This window comes from Paraburkholderia piptadeniae (genome assembly GCF_900007165.1).
Classification (GTDB): Bacteria; Pseudomonadota; Gammaproteobacteria; order Burkholderiales; family Burkholderiaceae; genus Paraburkholderia; species Paraburkholderia piptadeniae.
In genome coordinates this window covers 41964-61570 of record NZ_CYGY02000083.1, presented here as the reverse complement: position 1 = coordinate 61570, position 19607 = coordinate 41964, and the positions used below count along the sequence as shown (strand labels likewise).

The window sequence follows — 19607 nt, the reverse complement described above, 5'->3', positions numbered from 1 at the left end:
AACACACGAAGGGCAAGAGCGGCGAATCCGAATCGCTGACGAGCGGGGCCAAGCTCAAAGCGCGCTCGCGTCGTTGCGGCGATTGACGCTCTTGCCTTGCCTCAACTGCGTCGCCGGCACGCACCGGCGAGCAATGTCATGGTCCCGCCACGCCTGACTCGCCGGGAACCGACTCTCGCCCCGGCTCTGTCGACGCCCCTCGACGCGAGAGACGGTACGCCGCTGTGTGATCTACCGAACAGCTATACCTTCGGCTCGCTGCGACGATCGACATACATCGCGCGCCGCGTGCTCGCATCTGCGCAATCGACATGACGTAGTGGGGCAACAGCATGAAGGGCATCAAAAAGGTATCCCCGTACCTGATCCCGCCGGTCGTCGCTGCGTCGGTCATATGCGTGCGGGCGGTGATGCTGTCGCATCCGGCCGACCTCGACTGGAGCGCGTGGGCTTATCCCGTGATCCGCGCGATTTCATCGTCCTGCTGGGGCGCGATGGCGCATGTCGCGGCTGCGTTGCAGATCTTCGCCGGCGCGCAATCGTGGCCAGGAACGTGCGTCGCTGCGGGCGTTACGGGTGTGCTCCTTTTGAAGAAGGTCGTCGAATGTTCGACGCCTGCATCGCCAATGGCAATGAAGGCGCGCGACACGCCGACGTGGCGGCAAAACCTCGCGCCGTTGTGGGTGCTGTCCGTTGCGACGTCACCGGCGTATCTGCTCGCTGCCGACTGCGGACGTTGGACGCCCGCCGACGAAGATTTCCTGGCGCTTCCTGCCGACGCGAGATCGCGGCGTCCAGCTTGTGCTGTTCGTATTGCCGCGGCACGTGACGTCCAGACGGGCGCTTTCCCACGACTCGGTGCGGGAGTCGCAGCGCGTCGTCGTTGGCCGCGCCATGCCTTCGGGGCTCGCGCTCGTGTTCAGCGTGACTTTCCGGTTGCCGGAATCCTGAAAGAGGGCGTCAGCTTCAATCTGTTCGATCAGTTGACGCCGGCTCGACCTGACACATCGGCTCGAACGCGCGGCAAGCGACACGGCGAACGGCCTTTCTGTGTGTGCACGCACAGAAAGGCGCGATATAAGTCTGATTGAATGGCTGCACCTGGCACAGCGCGCGGCATGTCCGATCAGCGACGCTCGCCGGCACTCTGCATGGAGTACCGCAAATGAACGACTTCGTATCGCCTGCATCCTTTCATGTGCCTGATCGAGAGCACGCCTGCATGGTCCAGCCCGTCGTCTTGACGGGCAGCGCCGGCACGCGGCTGTGGCCGCTGTCTCGCGAACACGGACGCCGCTCGAAATCATCGACGTGCAATCGGGCTGCTATCCCGGCGAAGAAGACATCGTGTGTTTTGACGACCAGTATGGACGCATCCAGGAAAACGGAAATGTCTGAGCGCGCGGATACTCGTCATCGAAGCGCAATTTGCATGTGGACTGCTAATTGATGCGATCGAAAACGGCGTAATCAAAGTGACGAATGGATGGCGGACAAATGCTTGCCGGCCTTTCTTCAGTGCAATTTTTCCCCGTTGCGCACGCTGTTGCGATGTGCTGCTCGACTTCGCTTCACGACGCGTTACACGAAAGAAACAATTCATCGGAGGGAATACCCTGTCAAGGTGATTCCCGACTGGCGTATCGAGATAAAGCGACGCAACGTACTATTGACTATCTATCAGAAGATGACACGAGGGCCCGTGATCACCACTTATCGCAGGCGAGAAACGCCTCATCGGGGAGAAGAGCATGATGGAACAAACCAATAAAGAACGATCCTTGGTCAGCAAGGTCATGGACGGGCTCGTGACCGGGATCGTCGAAGAGAAGTACGGTGCGGTGCTCCCACCGCAAGACGTATTGTCGAAGGAATTCGACGTGAGCCGCACGGTGATGCGTGAGGCGCTGTCGATGCTGCTTGCGCGGCACATGCTCGACGTGCGGCCGAAGATCGGCACGCGCATACGCCCGATGCACGACTGGCGCATGATCGACGAGGACGTCGTGAACTGGCGCTTTCGCGCGAAGCCCGATCCGACGTTTCTGCGCGACGTGATCGAGTTCCGCGTGCTGATCGAGCCGCGCGCCGCGGCGCAGGCGGCGACGCGCGGCAACGCGTCGGACATCGCCGCGATCCGCGATGCGTTCGAGGCGTTCCGCGCCAGTCCGCCCGGCGAACCCGGCCATCAGACGGCAGACGAAGCGCTGCATACGCGCATCGTCGTCGCGAGCGGCAACCAGTTCTTCCAGCAGATGGCGGCCATCATTCGCGGTGCGCTGTCGGCGCTCAAGCCGCTCGTCGAGCAGCCGCCTGGCGCATGGGAAGAAACGGTGAAGCTGCATTCGCGCGTCGTCGAAGCGATCGAGCGGCACGATGCGAAGGAAGCGGAAGCGGCGTCGATGGCGGTGATCGACTACTCGATGAGCCGCCTGAGCGTGGCGATGCCCGACGCGCAGACGGAATAGGCTGCAAGCAGAATTCCGCCAGGCCACAAGCGCCTGTCCGGCGAAGTGGGAGACGACATCGGCGACAATGTCGGCTGTCACTCACCGATCAGGATTTTCTTGCGACCGATGAACAACGCAGCTAAGCACGACCCGTCCGCACATCACGCGACGATACGCTGGGGCATCGTGGGCGCGGGCCGTATCGCCCACCGTTTTGCGCAGAGCCTTACGCACGTTCCGAACACGCGCCTCGCGGCCGTATGGTCGCGCCGCCGCGCACCCGCCGACGCGTTCGCGCAGCAGCACGGCGGCGAAGCGCCCGAGAGCTTCGACGCGCTGCTTCAGGGCGGAATCGACGCGCTCTATATCGCGACGATGCAGGACAGCCACGCGCATTACGCGTGCGCCGCGCTCGAGGCCGGCATCCATGTGCTGTGCGAAAAGCCGGCGACGGTGAACGCGGCGCAACTCGCGCGCGTGACCGACAGCGCGCGCGCTTCGCAGCGGCTCTTCATGGAAGCGATGAAGCCGCCGTTCTACCCGCTTTACCGGAAACTGCGCGAGCATCTCTCCGCCGAACCCATCGGCGATATCGGCTTCGTGCGCGCGGGTTGCTCGGTGCCCGGCGTGCCCGACGATCATCCGTCGCTGTCGTTCGAACAGGCGGGCGGCGCGCTGCTCGATATCGGCATCTACGAGATGTTTCTCGCCGTCGACTGGCTCGGCGCGCCGCTCGACGTGCAGACGCTGGGACGCCTCGGCGCGACAGGCGTCGATACGTTCGCGAGCCTCAACAGCCGGCACGAAAAAGGCATTGCGCAGCTCTTTTGCGGGCTCGACCTGTTCGGCAAGGGCGATGCGTTCATCGCGGGCACGCGCGGCAACGTGACGATTCACGAGAACTGGTGGAATCCGTCGCGCGCGACGGTGCGCTATGTCGACGGACGCGTCGTCGAACTCGACGCACCGTTCGAAGGCGGCGGCCTGAACTACGAGACAGAACACTTCTGCGATCTGATTCGCGCCGGGCAGCTCGAAAGTCCGATCATGACGCATGCGAAGTCGCACCAGATGATCTCGATGGCCGATGCGGCGCGTGCGGCGCTGGGGCTGACATTTCCCTGCGAGTGAAACTGCGTGGATGGCGTGCGCGGTGGTAGGATCAGCGCGGACCTGATTTCCCGGTCCACTTTCGTTTTCCTTCAGGTGTCGTAGAAAGGAGCGCGATCATGCGCATGCTGGTCCGGCTGTGGCGTGAGAACAAGAGTCTCGTCGCGTTTATTGTCTTGATGGTGCTGTTTCGCAGCGCGATCGCCGACTGGAACGTGGTGCCGAGCGGCTCGATGCTGCCGACGATACGCGAGGGCGACCGCATCCTCGTTGACAAGATGGCCTACGATCTGCGCATTCCGCTCACGCATATCGCGCTCGTGCATCTGCACGATCCACAGCGCGGCGACATCGTGACGATCGATTCGTCGGCGGCGCACGAGCTGATCGTGAAGCGCCTGATCGGCCTGCCCGGCGATACCGTCGAGATGCGCGACAACGTGCTGTATGTGAACGGCGCTCGCGCGAGCTATCAGCCGCTGGCGCTCCCGCCGCTGCCCGGCGACGCCATATCGCCCGGCGATTATCTGACCGAGCGCTTCGCGGGCTTCTCGCACGTCGTGCGGCTCTCGGAATTCGCGCCGAGCCCGCGCCGGTCGTTCGGCCCGGTGACGGTGCCGCCGGGCGAGTATCTGATGCTCGGCGACAATCGCGACGACAGCGCGGACTCGCGCTACTTCGGCTTTTTCCCGCGCGACGAGCTGATGGGCCGTACGCGCCGCGTCGCATACTCGCTCGATCCCGATCATTACTACACGCCGCGTTTCGACCGCTTCGGCGCGCGGCTCGATGCGTTGGCGGCGGTGCGGTGATACCGCGCGAGAATTGCCGCTTTCGGATTTGATGGCCATTCGCGCGCGTGGATGCGCCCACGCGCGACGCGGCCTCGATGATTACGCCAGGCGCTTTGCCAGCGCCTGCGCGCATTCGGCGACGAGAGCAGGGCCGCGATAGATGAAGCCCGTATAGAGCTGGACGAGCGACGCGCCCGCGTCGAGCTTCGCCTGCGCGTCCGCGCCCGAAAAAATACCGCCCACGCCGATGATCGGCACGTCGTTGCCGACCTGCGCATGCAGCTTGCGGATCACTTCATTCGACGCGTCGAACACCGGCCGTCCCGACAGGCCGCCTGCTTCGTCGGCGTGCGGCAGGCCTTGCACGGCCGCGCGCGACAGCGTCGTGTTGGTCGCGATCACGCCTTCGAACCTGTGACGCAACAGCGTGTCGGCGATTGCCTTGATCTGCTCGTCGTCGAGATCCGGCGCGATCTTCAGCGCGAGCGGCACGAGCTTGCCGTGCAGATCGGCGAGGCGCTGCTGCTTGTCCTTGAGCGCCGCGAGCAGCGCGTCCAGCTCGTCGGCGCCTTGCAGCTGGCGCAGGTTCTTCGTGTTCGGCGAAGAAATGTTGACGGTTACATAGCTCGCGAACGGATAGACGCGCTCGAGGCAGTACAGGTAGTCGTCGGCCGCGCGTTCGATGGGGGTGTCGGCGTTCTTGCCGATGTTCAGGCCGAGCACGCCGCGATAGCGCGCGGCCTGCACGTTATTCACGAACTGATCGACGCCCGCGTTGTTGAAGCCCATCCGGTTGATCACGGCATTCGCCTGCGGCAGGCGGAACATGCGCGGGCGCGGATTGCCCGGCTGCGCGCGCGGCGTCACCGTGCCGACTTCGATAAAGCCGAAACCGAGCGCGGCCAGACCGTCGATGCACGCGCCATCCTTGTCCAGCCCGGCCGCGAGTCCGACGGGATTCCTGAACGTCAGGCCCATCACGGTGCGCGGCGAATCGGGCACATGCGGCGCGAGCGCGCCCGCCACGCCGGCGCGTCCGGCGGCGCCGAGCAGGCGCAAGGTCAGATGGTGGGCGTCTTCCGCGTCCATGCGAAAGAGTTGAGCGCGTACGAGCGGATAAAGGGAACTGAACACGGCAGGGGCGCCTGGCGGCTGAAAATGAGAACCCGCTATTTTAACGGTTCGGCGCAGCGGCTATCGGCATTTGGGGTTTCTTGCGCCGTTGCGCTGTTGCGCGGACAGGCGTGCGGTCAGGCAAGTGGACAGGCGACATTGCCTGGCATCAGGCGGTTGCGGGGACGCCATCGCGCTCGTGAGTGGTCGTTGCAAGCCCCGTGAGCGAAGCGGGCTGCTCAACCGCGGCTGATGTGCAGCACGCGCGAGCCGGCCTTCGCCGCATCGACGGGCGAGAGGTCGGGCGCGACGGGATCGAGCACTTTCCAGACGCCGTCGAAAAGCCCTTCGAGCGGCGTGAAATTGGCCTTGTAGGCCATCTTCGGGCTCTCGCGTATCCAGTAGCCGAGATACACGTGCGGCAGCTTCAGGTTGTGCGCCTGCTCGATCTGCCAGAGGATGTTGTAGGTGCCGAAGCTCGTGTGCGGCTGGTCGGGATCGAAGAACGTGTACACCGACGACAGCCCGTCGCCGAGAATGTCGATCATGCTGACCATGCGCAGCGTGCCGGGCATGTCAGGATGACCCGCGTAGCCGGGATTGGCCGGCTCGCGGAATTCGACGAGGCGCGAATTGATCCGGCTTTGCAGCAGGAACTGCTCATACTGGTCGCGGCTGTCGCGGTCCATGCCGCCGCCCGCGTGGCGTGCCGACTGATAGCGCATGTAGAGCGCGTAGTGCTCTTCGTCGTAATGCAGCGGGGCGACGGTGGCGATCAGGTCGCCGTGCTTTTTCCACACGCGGCGCTGCGTGCGGTTCGGCTTGAAGCGCTCGACGGGCACGCGCACGGGCACGCATGCGCGGCAGCCGTCGCAATAGGGACGGTACGTGAACACGCCCGAGCGGCGAAAGCCCGAGCGAACGAGCTCGGTGTAGACGTCGGAGTTGATCAGATGGCTGGGCGTGGCGACCTGCGAGCGCGCGACGCGCCCTTCCAGATAGCTGCAAGGGTAAGGCGCTGTTGCATAGAATTGCAGCGCCGAAAGCGGTGAAAGCGGCAGCTCATTCGGGTGAGTCACGTTAGCAGCTCTCGAAGCGTTTCTGGTTTTGCAAATCCGGCTGTCTGCTGGCAATTGCTGGTGATGGGTGACAACTGGCCCGCAAAATGCCGGACGGACACGCCCATCGCGGCTATCGTCGGCTGCGCGGCGGTGTTCACGTCATGTCGACGGCAGGGCCGGCATGATCAGATCGCGCAGCACAGTCTTATCGAACGACCAGGGGATCGGCGCGGCGTCGACGGAAGCACGCACATGCGCGACAAACGCCTTGCGCGCGATCTCGCGGCCGCCCAGCGACGCCAGATGCGACGTGTTCTGCTGGCAGTCTATCATTTCTATTTCATGGCGTCGCAAGTGGAAGACGAGCGCGGCGAGCGCGATTTTCGACGCATCCGTCACTTCCGCATACATCGATTCGCCGAAAAACATCTTGCCGAACGATACGCCATACAAACCGCCGACACGTTTGCCTTCATGCCAGGTCTCGACGCTGTGCGCGTCGCCGTGCCGGTGTAGAGACGTATACGCTTCGATCACATCCGACGTGATCCACGTGCCGCGCTGGCCGTGACGCGGTGCGAGCGCGCAGGCGCGCATCACGGCGGGAAAGTCGGCGTCGACGCGAATCTCCCAGGCATCGTCGCGCAACACGCGCTTGAGCGTCTTCTTCAGCGATGGCGAGACCTTGAATTCGCGCGGACGCAGGATCATGCGCGGATCGGGGGTCCACCAGAGCACGGGCTGACCGTCCGAATACCACGGGAAAATGCCGCTCCGATACGCATCGATGAGCCGCGAAGGCAGCAGGTCAGCGCTCGCGGCGAGCAGGCCGGGTGCGCCGCTCGCCGGGGACAGCGCGCGTTCGACGGGCGGAAACGGATCGTCGGGGCCTAGCCAGGGAACCATGCTGCCTTGGTTGTCGTGACGTCAGCCGTCGCGCAGCGAGCGGAAGATGTCGCCCGTATGCAGGCCGTAGTTGCCCGATGCGCGGTCGGTGAAAAAGAAGCGCAGCGTCTGCGCGACGGTCGGGAACGCGATGTCGTTCCATGGAATGTCGCGTTCCTCGAAGAGCCGCACTTCGAGGCTCTCTTCGCCCGCTTCGATGTCGAGATCGAGCAGCCGCGCGAGATAGAACAGATGCACCTGATGCACGTGCGGCACGTTCAGCAGCGAAAACAGGTTCTGCACTTCGACGCGCGCGCCGGCTTCTTCCAGCGTCTCGCGCGCGGCGGCCTCCGACGTGGTCTCGCCCATTTCCATGAAGCCTGCGGGCAGCGTCCAGTAGCCGTAGCGCGGCTCGATTGCGCGGCGGCACAGCAACACCTTGTCGTCCCACACGGGAACGGTGCCGACCACGTTGCGCGGATTCTGGTAGTGCACGGTGCCGCAGCTGGCGCAGACGAAGCGCTCCCGGTTGTCGCCGGGCGGAATGCTCAGGCCCACTGCATGGCCGCAGACGGAACAGAATTTCATAGAGAGGGGACGGAGAATGGTGATGCGAGTGTATCACCGGCTCGCGCGTTCACGATGACGCTTGCGGGCGCGTGGTCGGGCGGTTCGACGCAAGGGCGTCCGGCGGAAATGAGGCCGACCCCAAAACAAAAAACCCGCCGATGGCGGGTTTGATGATGCGACGGATATTGCGGATGCTGAACTTGGTTGCGGGGGTAGGATTTGAACCTACGACCTTCGGGTTATGAGCCCGACGAGCTGCCAGACTGCTCCACCCCGCGTCCGCGTCGAAGAATAGATTATATGGCAAACGCAGGGTCGATGCAATCTCTTTTTAAGAATCGACTGGAAAGCGCGTGAAGCGACACGCAATTGGCTTGCCGCGACACGCGTCTCGAAGACGCGTCGCCGATGTGCGAGCATGGCAGGCGGCGCGCGCGATGCCCGCGCTAGAATCGCCGTACCACTGTGCCGCGCAAGCCGTTTTGACATGCGCGGCACGGCATGCATCCACTTTGCTACCTCGACACGCCATGGACATCGCTCACGACTTGCAGTCGATCGCCGCGCAGGAACATGCGCTCGTCTTCCCCCATTTCGATGCCGACAGCGCCTGGCAACTCGGCGCGTATCTGCACGAGATCGCGAAAGCGCGCGGCCTCGCGCTCGCGATCGACATCCGCACGTTCGGCCAGCCGCTCTTCTTCTGCACGCTCGAAGGCGCGACGCCCGACAACGTCGACTGGGCGCGCCGCAAGGGCAACACTGTCGCGCATTTCCGACGCAGTTCATACGGCGTCGGCCTGAAGCTGCAGCAGTCGGGCGCGACGCTCGCGGACAAGCACGGCCTCGCCGTGTCCGACTATGCGTCGCATGGCGGCGCGTTTCCGCTGACCGTGAAAGGCGCGGGCGTGATCGGATCGGTGACGGTGTCGGGACTGCCGCAACGCGCGGATCACGAGCTCGTCGTCGAGGCGCTGTGCGCGCAACTGGGTCACGACTACAGCAAGCTCGCGCTTGCGAAGGCGTGACGCATGCGCGTGCCGCCCTATGTGCTGCTCGCGATCGCGATCGTCGCCGAAGTGATCGCAACTTCCGCGCTGCGTGCGTCGGAAGGCTTTACGCGCGTGGTCCCCGCGCTCGTCGTGTTGCTCGGTTACGGCATTTCGTTTTACTGCCTGTCGCTGACGTTGAAGAGCCTGCCCGTGGGCATCGTCTATGCGATCTGGTCGGGCGTCGGCATCGTGCTGATCACGCTGGTGGCGATCGTGCTGTACCGGCAGGTGCCCGATCTCGCGGCCGTGGCGGGGCTCGGCCTGATCGTCGCGGGCGTCGTCGTGCTCAATCTGTTTTCGAATATGCAGGCGCACTGACGACGCGCGGAGCGTGACTTACCGAACGATGCGTCACGCGTCTTGCAATCACCGGGGCAGGCGCATCGAGCCACCTCGCGCGAGCGCATCATGGCTTACCTGCAGCGAATCACCATCGAGCGGTTCTTCACGTTCGCCGACACCACGTTCGTGATCCCGCCGCCCGCCGTGCCGCCTTCGTCGGTGTCCTTCGACACGATGTCGTAGCCCGTCGCCCCGCACGCCTTGCCCGCCTGCACGTAGCACGATGCCCAGCTCGACGCCGCGTCCGCGCCGCTGCAGTTGACCGCGAAGCCCGATTCCCCGTTGGGCAGGTTGATCAGCGTCGTGTTGTTGGACGACGCGCATGCGCCGAGGCTCGCGATTCCAAGCGCGGCCAGTGCAGCAAGAGCCGCCGGGGGCAGGGCGGCAAGTCGCTTCGCGCGGGACAAAACGGCAGTCGACTTCGACTTCATTGTGTTTTCCTTCAAGAAATAGGGTGTGAGCGAAGAGCCGCATGGCGGTCGCTGCAAGGCCGCCGCCATGGCTGTTGCAGGGCCGGCCGACGCGCAGGCGCAAACTGTCGTCGGGAGGAGGGCTGGCGCAGCAGATGAGCGCCGATGGCGGCAAGGCGTGCCTTCGCGTGTGCATCAGCCTTCGGGTCTGAGGCTGGGGTGTCCCGTTTCGGACACGTCGATGCGAATGCCCGCCTGTTCGACGAGGCGCCGGCTCCCGGCGCCGTCCTCTGTCGCGGCGTCTTCCCAGATGCTGATCGCCTTTGGAATGTCGATGCCATGACTTTCCGCGTATGCAAACCACGCATTGGCTGCATCCGGCTCGGCGATTTCGCTGTCTCGAAGAAAATATTTTCCCATATCGTCGGTGCTCGTCCGGAAATTGCGGACGCTTTCCCTCGAATCGCGTTGAGCGCGCGTCGGGTTGGCGTCATGTCCGCGGAGCGGTTCGACCGCCGCCGCGTCCGAAAGTGCGCGACGATGCGCACTGCACGGCGCCGCTGGGTACGCCTCAACCTGTCGTAGAACTTATCGCGCGACGAAATGACTTACTGTGTATCGCACGCGGCGTGCCCCGTGCCTTTGATCTAACGAAACCGTAACTGAGAGAACGAGAGGCGAGTATGGCTGAGAGGGTCAGCGGCCCTTACCGGGGTTATTTCATCAGCGCATCGGCGCGTCTCGTGCCGCCGCACGACCAGGCGCGGCGCGCGGGCGAACGCGAAGGCGTGTACGTCGGGGCGGTCAGCCTGTCGGAGCGCGGACCGGACGATCCGCACCGGATGGAGACGCTCGTCGAAATCGGCGACGAACATCGCTTCGCGACGGAAGACGAGGCGCTTGCTTTCGTCGAACAGGCGGGCCGCGCGTACGTCGATCGGCTGCTCGACGGGCATTGAGCTCGCGCGGGCGACGGCCGGACCTGTCGCATGTGTGCTTTCAGGCGACGCGCGAAGGCCGCGACGCGCATGTGCCGACACGCAATTCGCCGGTGCGCAAGCCCGAAGGCCCACAGTCTGCAGCGTGGCCGTCGCTGGACCGCCGTATGCCGCTACGAGTACCATAAGGCCCGCTGACCGGGCCAGCCGTGCGCATCTCGCGCCGTTCGCGCGCTTACGCGGCCGCGTGTGCCTTTTCCTCCGGATTTTCCCGATGAGGTCACCATGGAGATTCGATTCCCTGCGGACGCACCCGATTACCGCGACTTCAACCTGACGCTGGAGTTTCCGGCGCTCGTCGATGGTGAGCGGGTGCCGTGCGCGATTTCCGTCGAAGCGCTCGAAGATCATTTCGGCGCCGAATCGAACGATACGGAAGGATGGCGCCGCGCGTTCGACGCCGGCCGCGCGCATATCGAAGCCGTCGCCCGAGAGCATCTGCTGATCAGCAATGGCACGCCCGTTCTGCTCAAGAGCGGCCACTTTCCGCCTGGCAATCTGGCGGGCGCGTAAGCGCGGTTCGTCCACGAAGTGCCAGGCGCGCGATCTTCCCCGCTTGTTCCTTTCCTCGTCCGCTCTTCGTCCGCTCACCCGATGGGCGCGGTCCGCGCCTGTTACGCGGGCTGCTCATCCGCGCGCTGCGCAGCCTGTTGTGCCACCTGTCGTGCAGCCGCAAACGACTGCGCGATGCCCGCTTCATACGACGTCTTTCTGACGGGGCCGATCAGCGTGGTCAGCGCTGTATCGTGGAGCACGACGGGGTCCGTCAGCAGGTAATGCATTTCCACGAGTTCTCGCAGCATCGGGTTGAAAAGGCCCAGCACGCGCAGCATCGTCTTGCCCGCGACCATCACCCTGGGCTCGCGTTGCGCGAGTGCATACGCGCGTTCGGCGATTTCGCGCTGGGTGATCGTGCCCGCGCCCGCGAGATGCAGCACGCGGCCGAAAGCCTCCGGCGTGCGCGACAGGCGTTCGACGACAGGCCCGACGTCCGGCATGAATACGAACTCGTGCGGCACGTCGATGGGGCCGATCATCTGCGCGCGCTTGCCGAGCGCCGCGCCTTCGAATAGGCCGTGAAGAAAGCTGCGTTCGACGCCCGGTCCGTAGAAGTCAGGCAAGCGCAGAACGAGCGTTTCGAGCCCGTCGCGTCCGTGCGCGTCGATGACGAGATTTTCCTGCGCGAGCCGCATCTTTCCCTTGAACGTATGCGGCTCGCGCGGATGCGATTCCGTGACTGGCCGGGCGCGCGCGCGGCCGTACGGGTACACGGTGCCGATCAGGATCAGCCGCTGCACGCCTGCCGCGCGCAGGCCGTCGAGCGTCTTTTGCATCAGCACCGGATGCTTTTCGAACTGGTGATAGGGCACGCCGACGAGATACACGGCCGTCTGCAATCCGGCGGCGGCCGACGCGACGGAAGCCGGATCATCCGGATTCCACGTGACGATTTCCGCGAGGGGATCGTGGCCGAACGACGCTTGCAGCGCTGCCCGCCCACGTCCGATCACGCGATAGCGGCGGCCCGCCGCGCTCAGCGCGTGGGCGATGCTTTGTCCAGCGGCGCCCGCCGCGCCGAACAGGCCGATCTGTGCTGCATTGTCCATGACGACTCCCGCAAACGCGCCCGCTGGTTGCCGCACCGTCGAAACGGTGACGCACTGAGCGCAAGAATTTTGATGAACAGTGTTCAGTGAACGGTGTTCAGTTTAATTTGACTTTTCAGTTTGTCAACCTGAAAATTGGTTGTATGGGAATCGCCGAAAGAAAGACACGTCAGAAGCTGGAACTGCGCGAGCGCATCCTCGATGCCGCACGGCGTATCGTCATGCGCGAAGGTTTTGGCGCGCTGTCGATGCGCAAGATTGCCGAGGCGATCGAATATTCGCCTGCCACGCTGTATCTGCACTTCGAAAGCCGCGACGCGATTGCGCGCGCGCTGTGCGCGGAGGGCTACGCGCAACTGCTGGCCACCTTCGAGCCGCTGATTCCGATCGCTGATCCCGCCGAGCGGCTGCGAGCGATCGGGCGCGCGTATGTCGCGTTCGGCGTCGCGCATCCGCAGACGTACCGGCTGATCTTCATGGAAGATCCGTCGTACACGGGCGCCGCACTGATCGGCGACGCCGGCGCGTCCGGAGACGATGCCGGCGATACTGCGTTTCGTCTGATGGTCGAGTCGATCGATGCGCTCAAGGCGCAGGGGCGCCTGCCCGGCTCGCTCGACAGCCCGATCTGCGCGGAAGCGCTGTGGGCGGCGATGCATGGCATCGTCGCGTTGCATCTGACTTGCCCCATGTTTCCGCGCGCGCCGCTCGATGCCGTGGTGGACGCGGCGCTCGTCGCGTGGTTCGGCGCACGGCAGACGGACGCATCCGGCGAGGCGGACGCGAGCGCCGCAGAGGACCCGGCCGACAGCGACGCGAAGGCATCGAAAGTATCGAAAGCACGCCGCGCGACTTCATCGAAAACGAAGGCCGCGTAGTGCGCGCAGTCAACGCACATTTAGCGCACGCTTGCGTCGGGTGCGACCGCTTGTGTCACTGAAGAACTCATGCGCGTGCTAACGTGTGTGCCGCACATCCATTCAACCGCCTGACGTACGAACCATGTCGACACCCGAAACGCGCAGCGCCTCCGACGAACTCATCGCCTATGTCGCCAACCGCATTGGCTTCATCGAACTGAACCGGCCGAAGGCGCTCAACGCGCTGTCGCCCGGCATGATGCGCGCGATGCACGTGGCGCTCGATCAATGGCGCGACGATCCCGGCGTGCTAGCCGTCGTCGTGCGCAGCACGAGCGAGCGCGCGTTCTGCGCGGGCGGCGACATCCGCTTCCTGTACGAGTCGTTCCGGCGCGGCGACCACGAAGCCGTCGACACCTTCTTCGTCGACGAATACCGGCTCGATCACGCGATCTTCGCGTACACGAAGCCCTATATCGCGTTCATGAACGGCGTTGTGATGGGCGGCGGGATGGGCATTTCGCTGGGCGCGCATCGCACGGGTGGTCTGCGCGTCGTGACATCGTCGACGCGCATGGCGATGCCCGAGACGCGCATCGGGCTCTTTCCCGATGTCGGCGCGGGCTGGTTTCTCGCGCGCACGCCGGGCGCGATCGGCCGCTACCTGGCCGTGACGGGCGAGACGATCGGCGCTGCCGATGCGCTCTACGCGGGGCTCGCCGATGCATACCTGCCCGACGATGCGATCCCCGCGCTGATCGACGGGCTCAAGACGCAGACGTTCGAGCAGGGCGCGGACGTCGTTGCGTGCGTCGAGCGCGAGGCGCAGTGCCACAAGGTCGTGCCGCTGCCCGACATCTCGCCGCTCGCCGACGCGCGCGCGTTGATCGACAGGCACTTCGCGTTGCCCGATGTCGCGCAGATCGTCCGCTCGCTCGATCTCGAAGGCGATTGCGCGAGCGCCGACTGGGCCGAGCGGACAGTCGCCGTGCTGCGCGAGCGCTCGCCGCTGTCGATGGCCGTTTCGCTCGAAGTGGTGACGCGCGCCGAAGGGACGATGGCCGAATGTCTGCGGCGCGATCTCGATCTGACGCGCTCGTCGTTCGAACGGGGCGACGCGCCGGAAGGCATCCGTGCTCGCATCGTCGACAAGGACAACAAGCCGGACTGGCGCTTTGCGCGCATCGAAGACGTGACACGCGCGGACGTCGAGAAGATGTTCGAAAGCCCGTGGCCCGCGCACGAACATCCGTTGCGCGACCTGCAGGGCTAAAGCCAACGCACGCCGGAACAGAAGTCAGGCCCGGAGAAAAAGAGCGGGCTCAGTCCTCGGCTGTCATGAAGGCGCGCATGAAGACGAGCGCGCCCCAGCCCCACATCGCATTCGACGCGAAGCCGAGCGCAAGGCGCGGCAGCATGTTACCCGTCGGCCAGATGCCGCGAATGGGATCGACGACGAACACGGTCGCCGCCGTCAGCACGATCCCGCCGAACACGAATGCCGGAATCCACGGCGCGGGGCGCTCGGGCGACACCCGCAGCAGCCACGCCATCAGCACGGCCCACACGGAACTCCAGATCGCGTTCGCGATGAATTCGGGCAAGCCGATGGGAGCGAATGGCGCCGTCGAAAACCCTGTCGGGTCGATGAGGCCGGCCGCGTGCAGAAGCGCGAGCGTCGACTCGTGAAAGAACAGCGACGCGAGAAAGCCGGACACGAACGGCAGGATGATTTTTTGCATGCTTGACAGCGTCAGTCGCCGGGCATCGATGACAAAGCGTTGCGCCCGCGCAGGTTGATTGGATCGAGCGCCATTATATCGGCGGCGCGCTGCCGTTTTGGTGCGAGGACGCGCGGAACGTGCGGCGACGATGCTCGCGCGCGACGTATGCTGCAGCGTCAGGTAAATCACGAAAGTCGAAAACCTAAGCTCAAAAAAATCGTTCAAAAGAAAGCGCGCGATCCATAGACTCTTTTCCCATGCAGACGGCGGCGGCGTGCCTGGCACGCATTGCACTGCCGCCGGATTAACACGCCGCGCGCCGCGCGCGCGTTCTACGTGATTCACATGAGAGAAGCTGTCGCGATGTTTGATCCGATGTCCATTCGCGCGTGCACGGCGGCTTCGTGCGCTGCACGCGATCCATGCGTCGCGCGCAGGCCGCCACGCTGTCGCCGCTGACGCAATTTTCCGCGGTTTCGCGCGGTTTCGCGTAGTTTCGCTTACGCGGTTTTATCCGTTTCCCCGTCCGGTTCGATGCGCCGCCTCGCGCGCCGCAACGCGCGGTCACGTCCGTTCGAAACGCGGCCACTCAGTCACGCGAGCGCGGAAGCAGGCGGGCGACGCAACCGGCCAGCCACCCGGCATCCACTGACATCAACTCGAACAAACGCAGGAGCAGCCCATGAATGTGTTCTGGTTCATTCCGACTCACGGCGACAGCCGCTATCTCGGCACCTCGCAAGGCGCGCGCGCAGCCGACTACGATTACTTCCGGCAGATCGCCGTCGCCGCCGATACGCTCGGCTACGAAGGCGTGCTGCTGCCGACGGGCCGTTCGTGTGAAGACGCATGGGTCGTCGCATCGAGCCTGATTCCCGTCACGCAGCGGCTCAAGTTTCTGGTTGCGATCCGGCCGGGCATCGCGTCGCCGGGCCTGTCGGCGCGCATGGCGGCGACTTTCGACCGGCTGTCAGGCGGGCGTCTGCTGATCAACGTCGTGACGGGCGGCGATGCCGCCGAGCTGGAAGGCGACGGGCTCTTCGTCGATCACGACACGCGCTACGAAATCACTGACGAATTCCTGCGCATCTGGCGCGGCCTGCTGACGGGCGCGCATGGCGGCGAAGCGATCGATTTCATCGGCAAGCATCTGAAGTCGAAGGGCGGCAAGCTGCTGTATCCGCCCGTGCAGAATCCGCATCCGCCGCTGTGGTTCGGCGGATCGTCGCCGGCTGCGCACGAGATGGCGGGCGAGCACATCGACACGTATCTGACCTGGGGCGAGCCGCCCGATGCCGTCGCGAACAAGATCGCGGACATTCGCGCGCGCGCCGAGCGACATGGACGCAAGATCAGGTTTGGCATCCGTCTGCATGTGATCGTGCGCGAGACGGAGGACGAAGCGTGGGCCGCCGCCGACACGCTCATCAGCAAGCTCGACGACGACACGATCGCACGCGCGCAGGCCTCGTTCGCGAAGATGGATTCCGAAGGCCAGCGGCGCATGGCCGCGTTGCACGGCGGCAAGCGCGGCACGCGCAAGGAACTCGAGATCTATCCGAACCTGTGGGCGGGCGTGGGGCTTGTGCGGGGCGGCGCGGGCACGGCGCTCGTCGGCAGCCCGGAGCAGGTCGTCGCGCGCATGCAGGAATACGCGGACCTCGGCATCGAGACGTTCATCTTTTCCGGCTATCCGCATCTCGAAGAGTCGTATCGCTTCGCCGAACTCGTGTTCCCGCTGCTGCCGGGCCGTCAGCGCACGAGCGCGAACGGTCCGCTGTCGGGGCCGTTCGGCGAGATCGTCGGCAACAACTATGTGCCGAAGGCGGCGCAAAGCTAACCTGATCTAAAGCACACGGGCGAGGCGTGATCGAACGCATCGCCCGCGCAAAGGAGTCGTGTATGCCGACTGTTTCCGGCAAAGACCGCGCAAGCCTCACTTACCTCACGTTCGCGCGGATCACGTTCGCGCGTGTCGCACACAAGGCCGCGCCGTGGATCGTGCCGCTCGTCATCCTCATCGCATGGGAACTCGCCGCGCGCAGCGGCGTGCTGTCGACGCGCGTGCTGCCCGAGCCGCTCGCCGTCGTGAAGGCCGCATGGTCGCTGATCGAGTCGGGCGAGATGTGGGCCGACGTGAAGGTGAGCACGTGGCGCGCGGTCTCGGGTTTCGCGATCGGCGGCGGCATCGGCTTCGTGCTCGGGCTCGCGACAGGCCTCTTCAAGCCCGTCGATATCGCAATCGACACGACCGTGCAGATGATCCGCAACATCCCCGCGCTCGCGATGATTCCGCTCGTGATCCTCTGGTTCGGCATCGAAGAGGAGGCGAAGGTGTTGCTCGTCGCGCTCGGTGTGTTCTTTCCGATCTACGTGAACACGTATCACGGCATCCGTTCCGTCGACGCCAATCTGATCGAAATGGCGCGCAGCTACGGCGTGAAGGGATTCGCGCTATATCGCGACGTGATCCTGCCGGGCGCGCTGCCGTCGATTCTCGTCGGCGTGCGCTTCGCGTTCGGGCTGATGTGGGTCACGCTGATCGTCGCGGAAACGATCTCCGCGCAATCGGGCATCGGCTACATGACGATGAACGCGCGCGAGTTTCTGCAAACGGATGTGGTCGTGGTCGGCATTCTGCTGTACGCGGCGCTCGGCAAGCTCGCCGACATGCTCGCGAAAGGGCTCGAGCGCGTGTCGTTGCGGTGGCATCCCGCTTATCAGCAAGGAGCGAAAGCATGAGTGCGAGCACGTTGACGTCATCGATCGGCGGCGCTGCACGCGCCGATCTCGAAGCGCAACGCCAGCAGCCGCGCGCGCACGAGCGCACATCGGCTGAAAATACGGCTGCCGCTATCGACACTGTCGAGCGCGACGCGAATGCGCTGCACGACGTGACGGACCGTTCGCGCGACGCCGACACGCTCGCGCTGCGCAAGACCGCGCGCGACGCGCTCGATGCGTCCGTCGAATTGCGCGGCGTCGGCAAGCGCTACGGCGAGCGAGCGGTGCTCGCGGACTTCGATCTGTCGATCGAACGTGGCAGCTTCGTATCGATTGTCGGGCGCAGCGGCTGCGGCAAGTCGACCTTGTTGCGGCTGATCGCCGGTCTCGAAGCGCCGAGCGCGGGCACGCTCGACAAACGCGCGGACGGCTCGCGGCCGTTCGACACGCGGATCATGTTTCAGGACGCGCGTCTCTTGCCATGGAAGACGGTGCTGCAGAACGTGATGCTGGGCGTCGGCCGTTCGTCGCGCGACGATGCGCGTGCGGTGCTCGCCGAAGTCGGTCTGCTGGAGCGCGCGAACGAGTGGCCCGCGCAGCTGTCGGGCGGCCAGCGGCAGCGGGTCGCATTGGCTCGCGCGCTGGTGCATCGGCCGCAGCTGCTGTTGCTCGACGAACCGCTCGGCGCACTCGATGCGTTGACCCGCATCGAAATGCACGCGCTGATCGAACGGCTGTGGCGCGAGCATCGCTTCACCGCGTTGCTCGTCACACATGACGTGCAGGAGGCCGTTGCGCTCGGCGACCGCATTCTGCTGATCGAAGACGGCCGGATCGCGCTCGACCAGCCGGTGCCGCTCGCGCGTCCGCGCGAACGAGCGTCGGCGGCATTCGCGAAACTCGATGAGCGCGTCTTGCAGCGCGTGATGAAAACGCGCGCGCTGCACGAGTCCCCGGCAATCGATGCGGGCGCGAGCGCGATCAGCGAATCGGTCAGCGTGCATCCGCGCGACGTGCGCTGGGCGGTGTGAGCGCTGGCCTCCGAAACCTCTTTATCCACTCACGGAGCCATCCGACATGAGCATTTCCGCCATCAACGTACGTAATCAGTTCAAAGGCAAGGTGAAGGAGATCATCCGGGGACCCGTCGTGTCCGAAGTCGACGTCGATACGCCGTTCGGCGTCGTCACGTCGGTGATCACGACGCGCTCGATCGACGAACTCGAACTGAAGGTCGGCGCGGAAGTCGTCGCGCTCGTGAAGTCGACGGAGGTGTCGCTCGCCAGGTTGTGAACGCTTGAGCGTGTGAGCGGCGTCGCCCGGCGACCGTCTCGTGCGTGCCAGCGACCGCGCGCCGTCCGCGCTTCCCGCGCCGGCGACGCTGCGCTATCTTGCGTTCGTCGCGCTGGCGGGCGGGTTGTGCATCATCTTGTCATTGGTGGGCTTGCGCGGCTTCTTGACGGGCATGTTGTCGGGATTGGTCGCGCTCGCGGTGCCCGACGCCGCCGGGGGCGGCCGCTTCACCATCGGCGCGCCGGATTCGGACGCCGCGCTCTGCGCCAGCGCCGTCGCCGCAACGCCTGCGGACGCTGCAAGCAAGACGCCCGCGCCGATTCGCGCCAATGCCTTTCGCCCGAATGGCCTGGGCGTGTTGATCGTGTGAATCATCGCGTTCTCCATGCTGTTTCTTTTCGGCTCCGTGGCGCCGTGCGCGCCAGCCTGCGCACGGCGTGTGCCGCTCTCTTGTAGACCGCGCCCCTGCGTGGAAATTCTGCGTATTTGCGTGGGTTTCGGCCCCTTTGCATCCATTTCCGATCGGCGCCGCGCAGCCTGCAATCCCGGCTGGAAGTGCTAGCATGAATTCAGCGATGAATTGAGCGTCGAAGGGCGCATCGCCAGTCGGGCGG

At 64.9% G+C, this 19607-nt stretch carries 23 protein-coding genes and 1 tRNA gene; 15 read left to right on the top strand and 9 right to left on the bottom strand.

Features of this window, described 5'->3' with window-relative positions; all coding sequences use genetic code 11:
• Positions 1-332 precede the first annotated feature (332 nt).
• From BN2476_RS37300 to lepB, 4 genes are all read left to right on the top strand, one after another.
• Positions 333-1091 (top strand): hypothetical protein, encoded by a 759-nt coding sequence (locus tag BN2476_RS37300; RefSeq protein WP_087739211.1) that lies wholly within the window; start codon positions 333-335, stop codon positions 1089-1091.
• Positions 1092-1754: 663 nt separating this feature from the next.
• The gene (locus tag BN2476_RS37295; protein WP_087739210.1) at positions 1755-2468 is read left to right on the top strand and encodes a FadR/GntR family transcriptional regulator; all 714 of its coding nucleotides are present in this window, start codon (positions 1755-1757) and stop codon (positions 2466-2468) included.
• A gap of 108 nt (positions 2469-2576) precedes the next feature.
• Complete coding sequence (locus BN2476_RS37290) at positions 2577-3581, top strand: Gfo/Idh/MocA family protein (RefSeq protein ID WP_087739209.1); 1005 nt, start codon at positions 2577-2579, stop codon at positions 3579-3581.
• Between the two features lie 98 nt (positions 3582-3679).
• Complete coding sequence (lepB, locus tag BN2476_RS37285) at positions 3680-4372, top strand: signal peptidase I (RefSeq protein ID WP_087739208.1); 693 nt, start codon at positions 3680-3682, stop codon at positions 4370-4372.
• Positions 4373-4453: 81 nt separating this feature from the next.
• On the opposite strand, the gene BN2476_RS37280 is transcribed toward lepB, so the two are convergent.
• The 5 genes from BN2476_RS37280 to BN2476_RS37260 form a co-directional block, all read right to left on the bottom strand.
• The gene (locus tag BN2476_RS37280) at positions 4454-5488 is read right to left on the bottom strand and encodes a quinone-dependent dihydroorotate dehydrogenase (protein WP_087739207.1); all 1035 of its coding nucleotides are present in this window, start codon (positions 5486-5488) and stop codon (positions 4454-4456) included.
• Positions 5489-5706: 218 nt separating this feature from the next.
• Positions 5707-6546 carry an arginyltransferase gene (locus BN2476_RS37275; RefSeq protein ID WP_087739206.1) on the bottom strand — a complete coding sequence of 280 codons (840 nt, stop codon included), beginning with the start codon at positions 6544-6546 and terminating at the stop codon, positions 5707-5709.
• A gap of 141 nt (positions 6547-6687) precedes the next feature.
• A complete protein-coding gene (gene aat, locus BN2476_RS37270; RefSeq protein ID WP_087739205.1) occupies positions 6688-7434 on the bottom strand; it encodes a leucyl/phenylalanyl-tRNA--protein transferase in 747 nt (248 codons plus the stop codon).
• Between the two features lie 21 nt (positions 7435-7455).
• Positions 7456-8001 carry an NUDIX hydrolase gene (locus BN2476_RS37265; RefSeq protein ID WP_087739204.1) on the bottom strand — a complete coding sequence of 182 codons (546 nt, stop codon included), beginning with the start codon at positions 7999-8001 and terminating at the stop codon, positions 7456-7458.
• A gap of 183 nt (positions 8002-8184) precedes the next feature.
• Positions 8185-8261, bottom strand: a tRNA-Met gene (locus BN2476_RS37260).
• Positions 8262-8513: 252 nt separating this feature from the next.
• Between BN2476_RS37260 and BN2476_RS37255 the strand changes: the two genes are divergently transcribed.
• A complete protein-coding gene (locus BN2476_RS37255) occupies positions 8514-9011 on the top strand; it encodes a heme-degrading domain-containing protein (protein WP_087739203.1) in 498 nt (165 codons plus the stop codon).
• A 9-nt stretch (positions 9012-9020) separates the two neighbouring features.
• Complete coding sequence (locus BN2476_RS37250) at positions 9021-9353, top strand: DMT family transporter (RefSeq protein ID WP_173819710.1); 333 nt, start codon at positions 9021-9023, stop codon at positions 9351-9353.
• 95 nt (positions 9354-9448) lie between these two features.
• Here BN2476_RS37250 and BN2476_RS37245 read toward each other — a convergent pair whose 3' ends face one another.
• Both BN2476_RS37245 and BN2476_RS37240 read right to left on the bottom strand, forming a co-directional pair.
• Positions 9449-9808: a hypothetical protein gene (locus tag BN2476_RS37245; protein ID WP_087739201.1), complete on the bottom strand. Its 360-nt coding sequence runs from the start codon at positions 9806-9808 to the stop codon at positions 9449-9451.
• 174 nt (positions 9809-9982) lie between these two features.
• Positions 9983-10207 carry a hypothetical protein gene (locus BN2476_RS37240; protein WP_087739200.1) on the bottom strand — a complete coding sequence of 75 codons (225 nt, stop codon included), beginning with the start codon at positions 10205-10207 and terminating at the stop codon, positions 9983-9985.
• A gap of 263 nt (positions 10208-10470) precedes the next feature.
• Here BN2476_RS37240 and BN2476_RS37235 point away from each other — a divergent pair, with 263 nt between their 5' ends.
• Together BN2476_RS37235 and BN2476_RS37230 are read left to right on the top strand one after the other, a co-directional pair.
• Positions 10471-10746, top strand: coding sequence for a hypothetical protein (locus tag BN2476_RS37235; protein WP_087739199.1), 276 nt, complete (start codon positions 10471-10473; stop codon positions 10744-10746).
• Positions 10747-11010: 264 nt separating this feature from the next.
• Complete coding sequence (locus BN2476_RS37230) at positions 11011-11298, top strand: DUF1488 family protein (protein ID WP_087739198.1); 288 nt, start codon at positions 11011-11013, stop codon at positions 11296-11298.
• A 101-nt stretch (positions 11299-11399) separates the two neighbouring features.
• On the opposite strand, the gene BN2476_RS37225 is transcribed toward BN2476_RS37230, so the two are convergent.
• Positions 11400-12392, bottom strand: coding sequence for an NAD-dependent epimerase/dehydratase family protein (locus BN2476_RS37225; RefSeq protein WP_087739197.1), 993 nt, complete (start codon positions 12390-12392; stop codon positions 11400-11402).
• 143 nt (positions 12393-12535) lie between these two features.
• On the opposite strand from BN2476_RS37225, the gene BN2476_RS37220 reads away from it, so the two are divergent.
• Positions 12536-13270, top strand: coding sequence for a TetR/AcrR family transcriptional regulator (locus BN2476_RS37220; protein WP_087739196.1), 735 nt, complete (start codon positions 12536-12538; stop codon positions 13268-13270).
• 124 nt (positions 13271-13394) lie between these two features.
• The gene (locus tag BN2476_RS37215) at positions 13395-14525 is read left to right on the top strand and encodes an enoyl-CoA hydratase/isomerase family protein (protein WP_087739195.1); all 1131 of its coding nucleotides are present in this window, start codon (positions 13395-13397) and stop codon (positions 14523-14525) included.
• Positions 14526-14574: 49 nt separating this feature from the next.
• Here BN2476_RS37215 and BN2476_RS37210 read toward each other — a convergent pair whose 3' ends face one another.
• Complete coding sequence (locus tag BN2476_RS37210; protein WP_087739215.1) at positions 14575-14994, bottom strand: hypothetical protein; 420 nt, start codon at positions 14992-14994, stop codon at positions 14575-14577.
• A gap of 664 nt (positions 14995-15658) precedes the next feature.
• On the opposite strand from BN2476_RS37210, the gene ssuD reads away from it, so the two are divergent.
• From ssuD to BN2476_RS49575, 5 genes are all read left to right on the top strand, one after another.
• On the top strand, positions 15659-16816 hold the full coding sequence (gene ssuD / locus BN2476_RS37205; RefSeq protein WP_087739194.1) for an FMNH2-dependent alkanesulfonate monooxygenase: 1158 nt from the start codon (positions 15659-15661) through the stop codon (positions 16814-16816).
• A 62-nt stretch (positions 16817-16878) separates the two neighbouring features.
• Complete coding sequence (ssuC, locus tag BN2476_RS37200) at positions 16879-17718, top strand: aliphatic sulfonate ABC transporter permease SsuC (protein ID WP_087739193.1); 840 nt, start codon at positions 16879-16881, stop codon at positions 17716-17718.
• A complete protein-coding gene (locus tag BN2476_RS37195) occupies positions 17715-18731 on the top strand; it encodes an ATP-binding cassette domain-containing protein (RefSeq protein WP_087739192.1) in 1017 nt (338 codons plus the stop codon). Before ssuC ends, BN2476_RS37195 begins: the two co-directional genes overlap by 4 nt.
• Positions 18732-18777: 46 nt before the next feature.
• Positions 18778-18993, top strand: coding sequence for a TOBE domain-containing protein (locus BN2476_RS37190; protein WP_087739191.1), 216 nt, complete (start codon positions 18778-18780; stop codon positions 18991-18993).
• A 40-nt stretch (positions 18994-19033) separates the two neighbouring features.
• Positions 19034-19363, top strand: a complete 330-nt coding sequence (locus tag BN2476_RS49575) for a hypothetical protein (RefSeq protein ID WP_160111829.1) — start codon at positions 19034-19036, stop codon at positions 19361-19363.
• Positions 19364-19607: the final 244 nt, after the last annotated feature.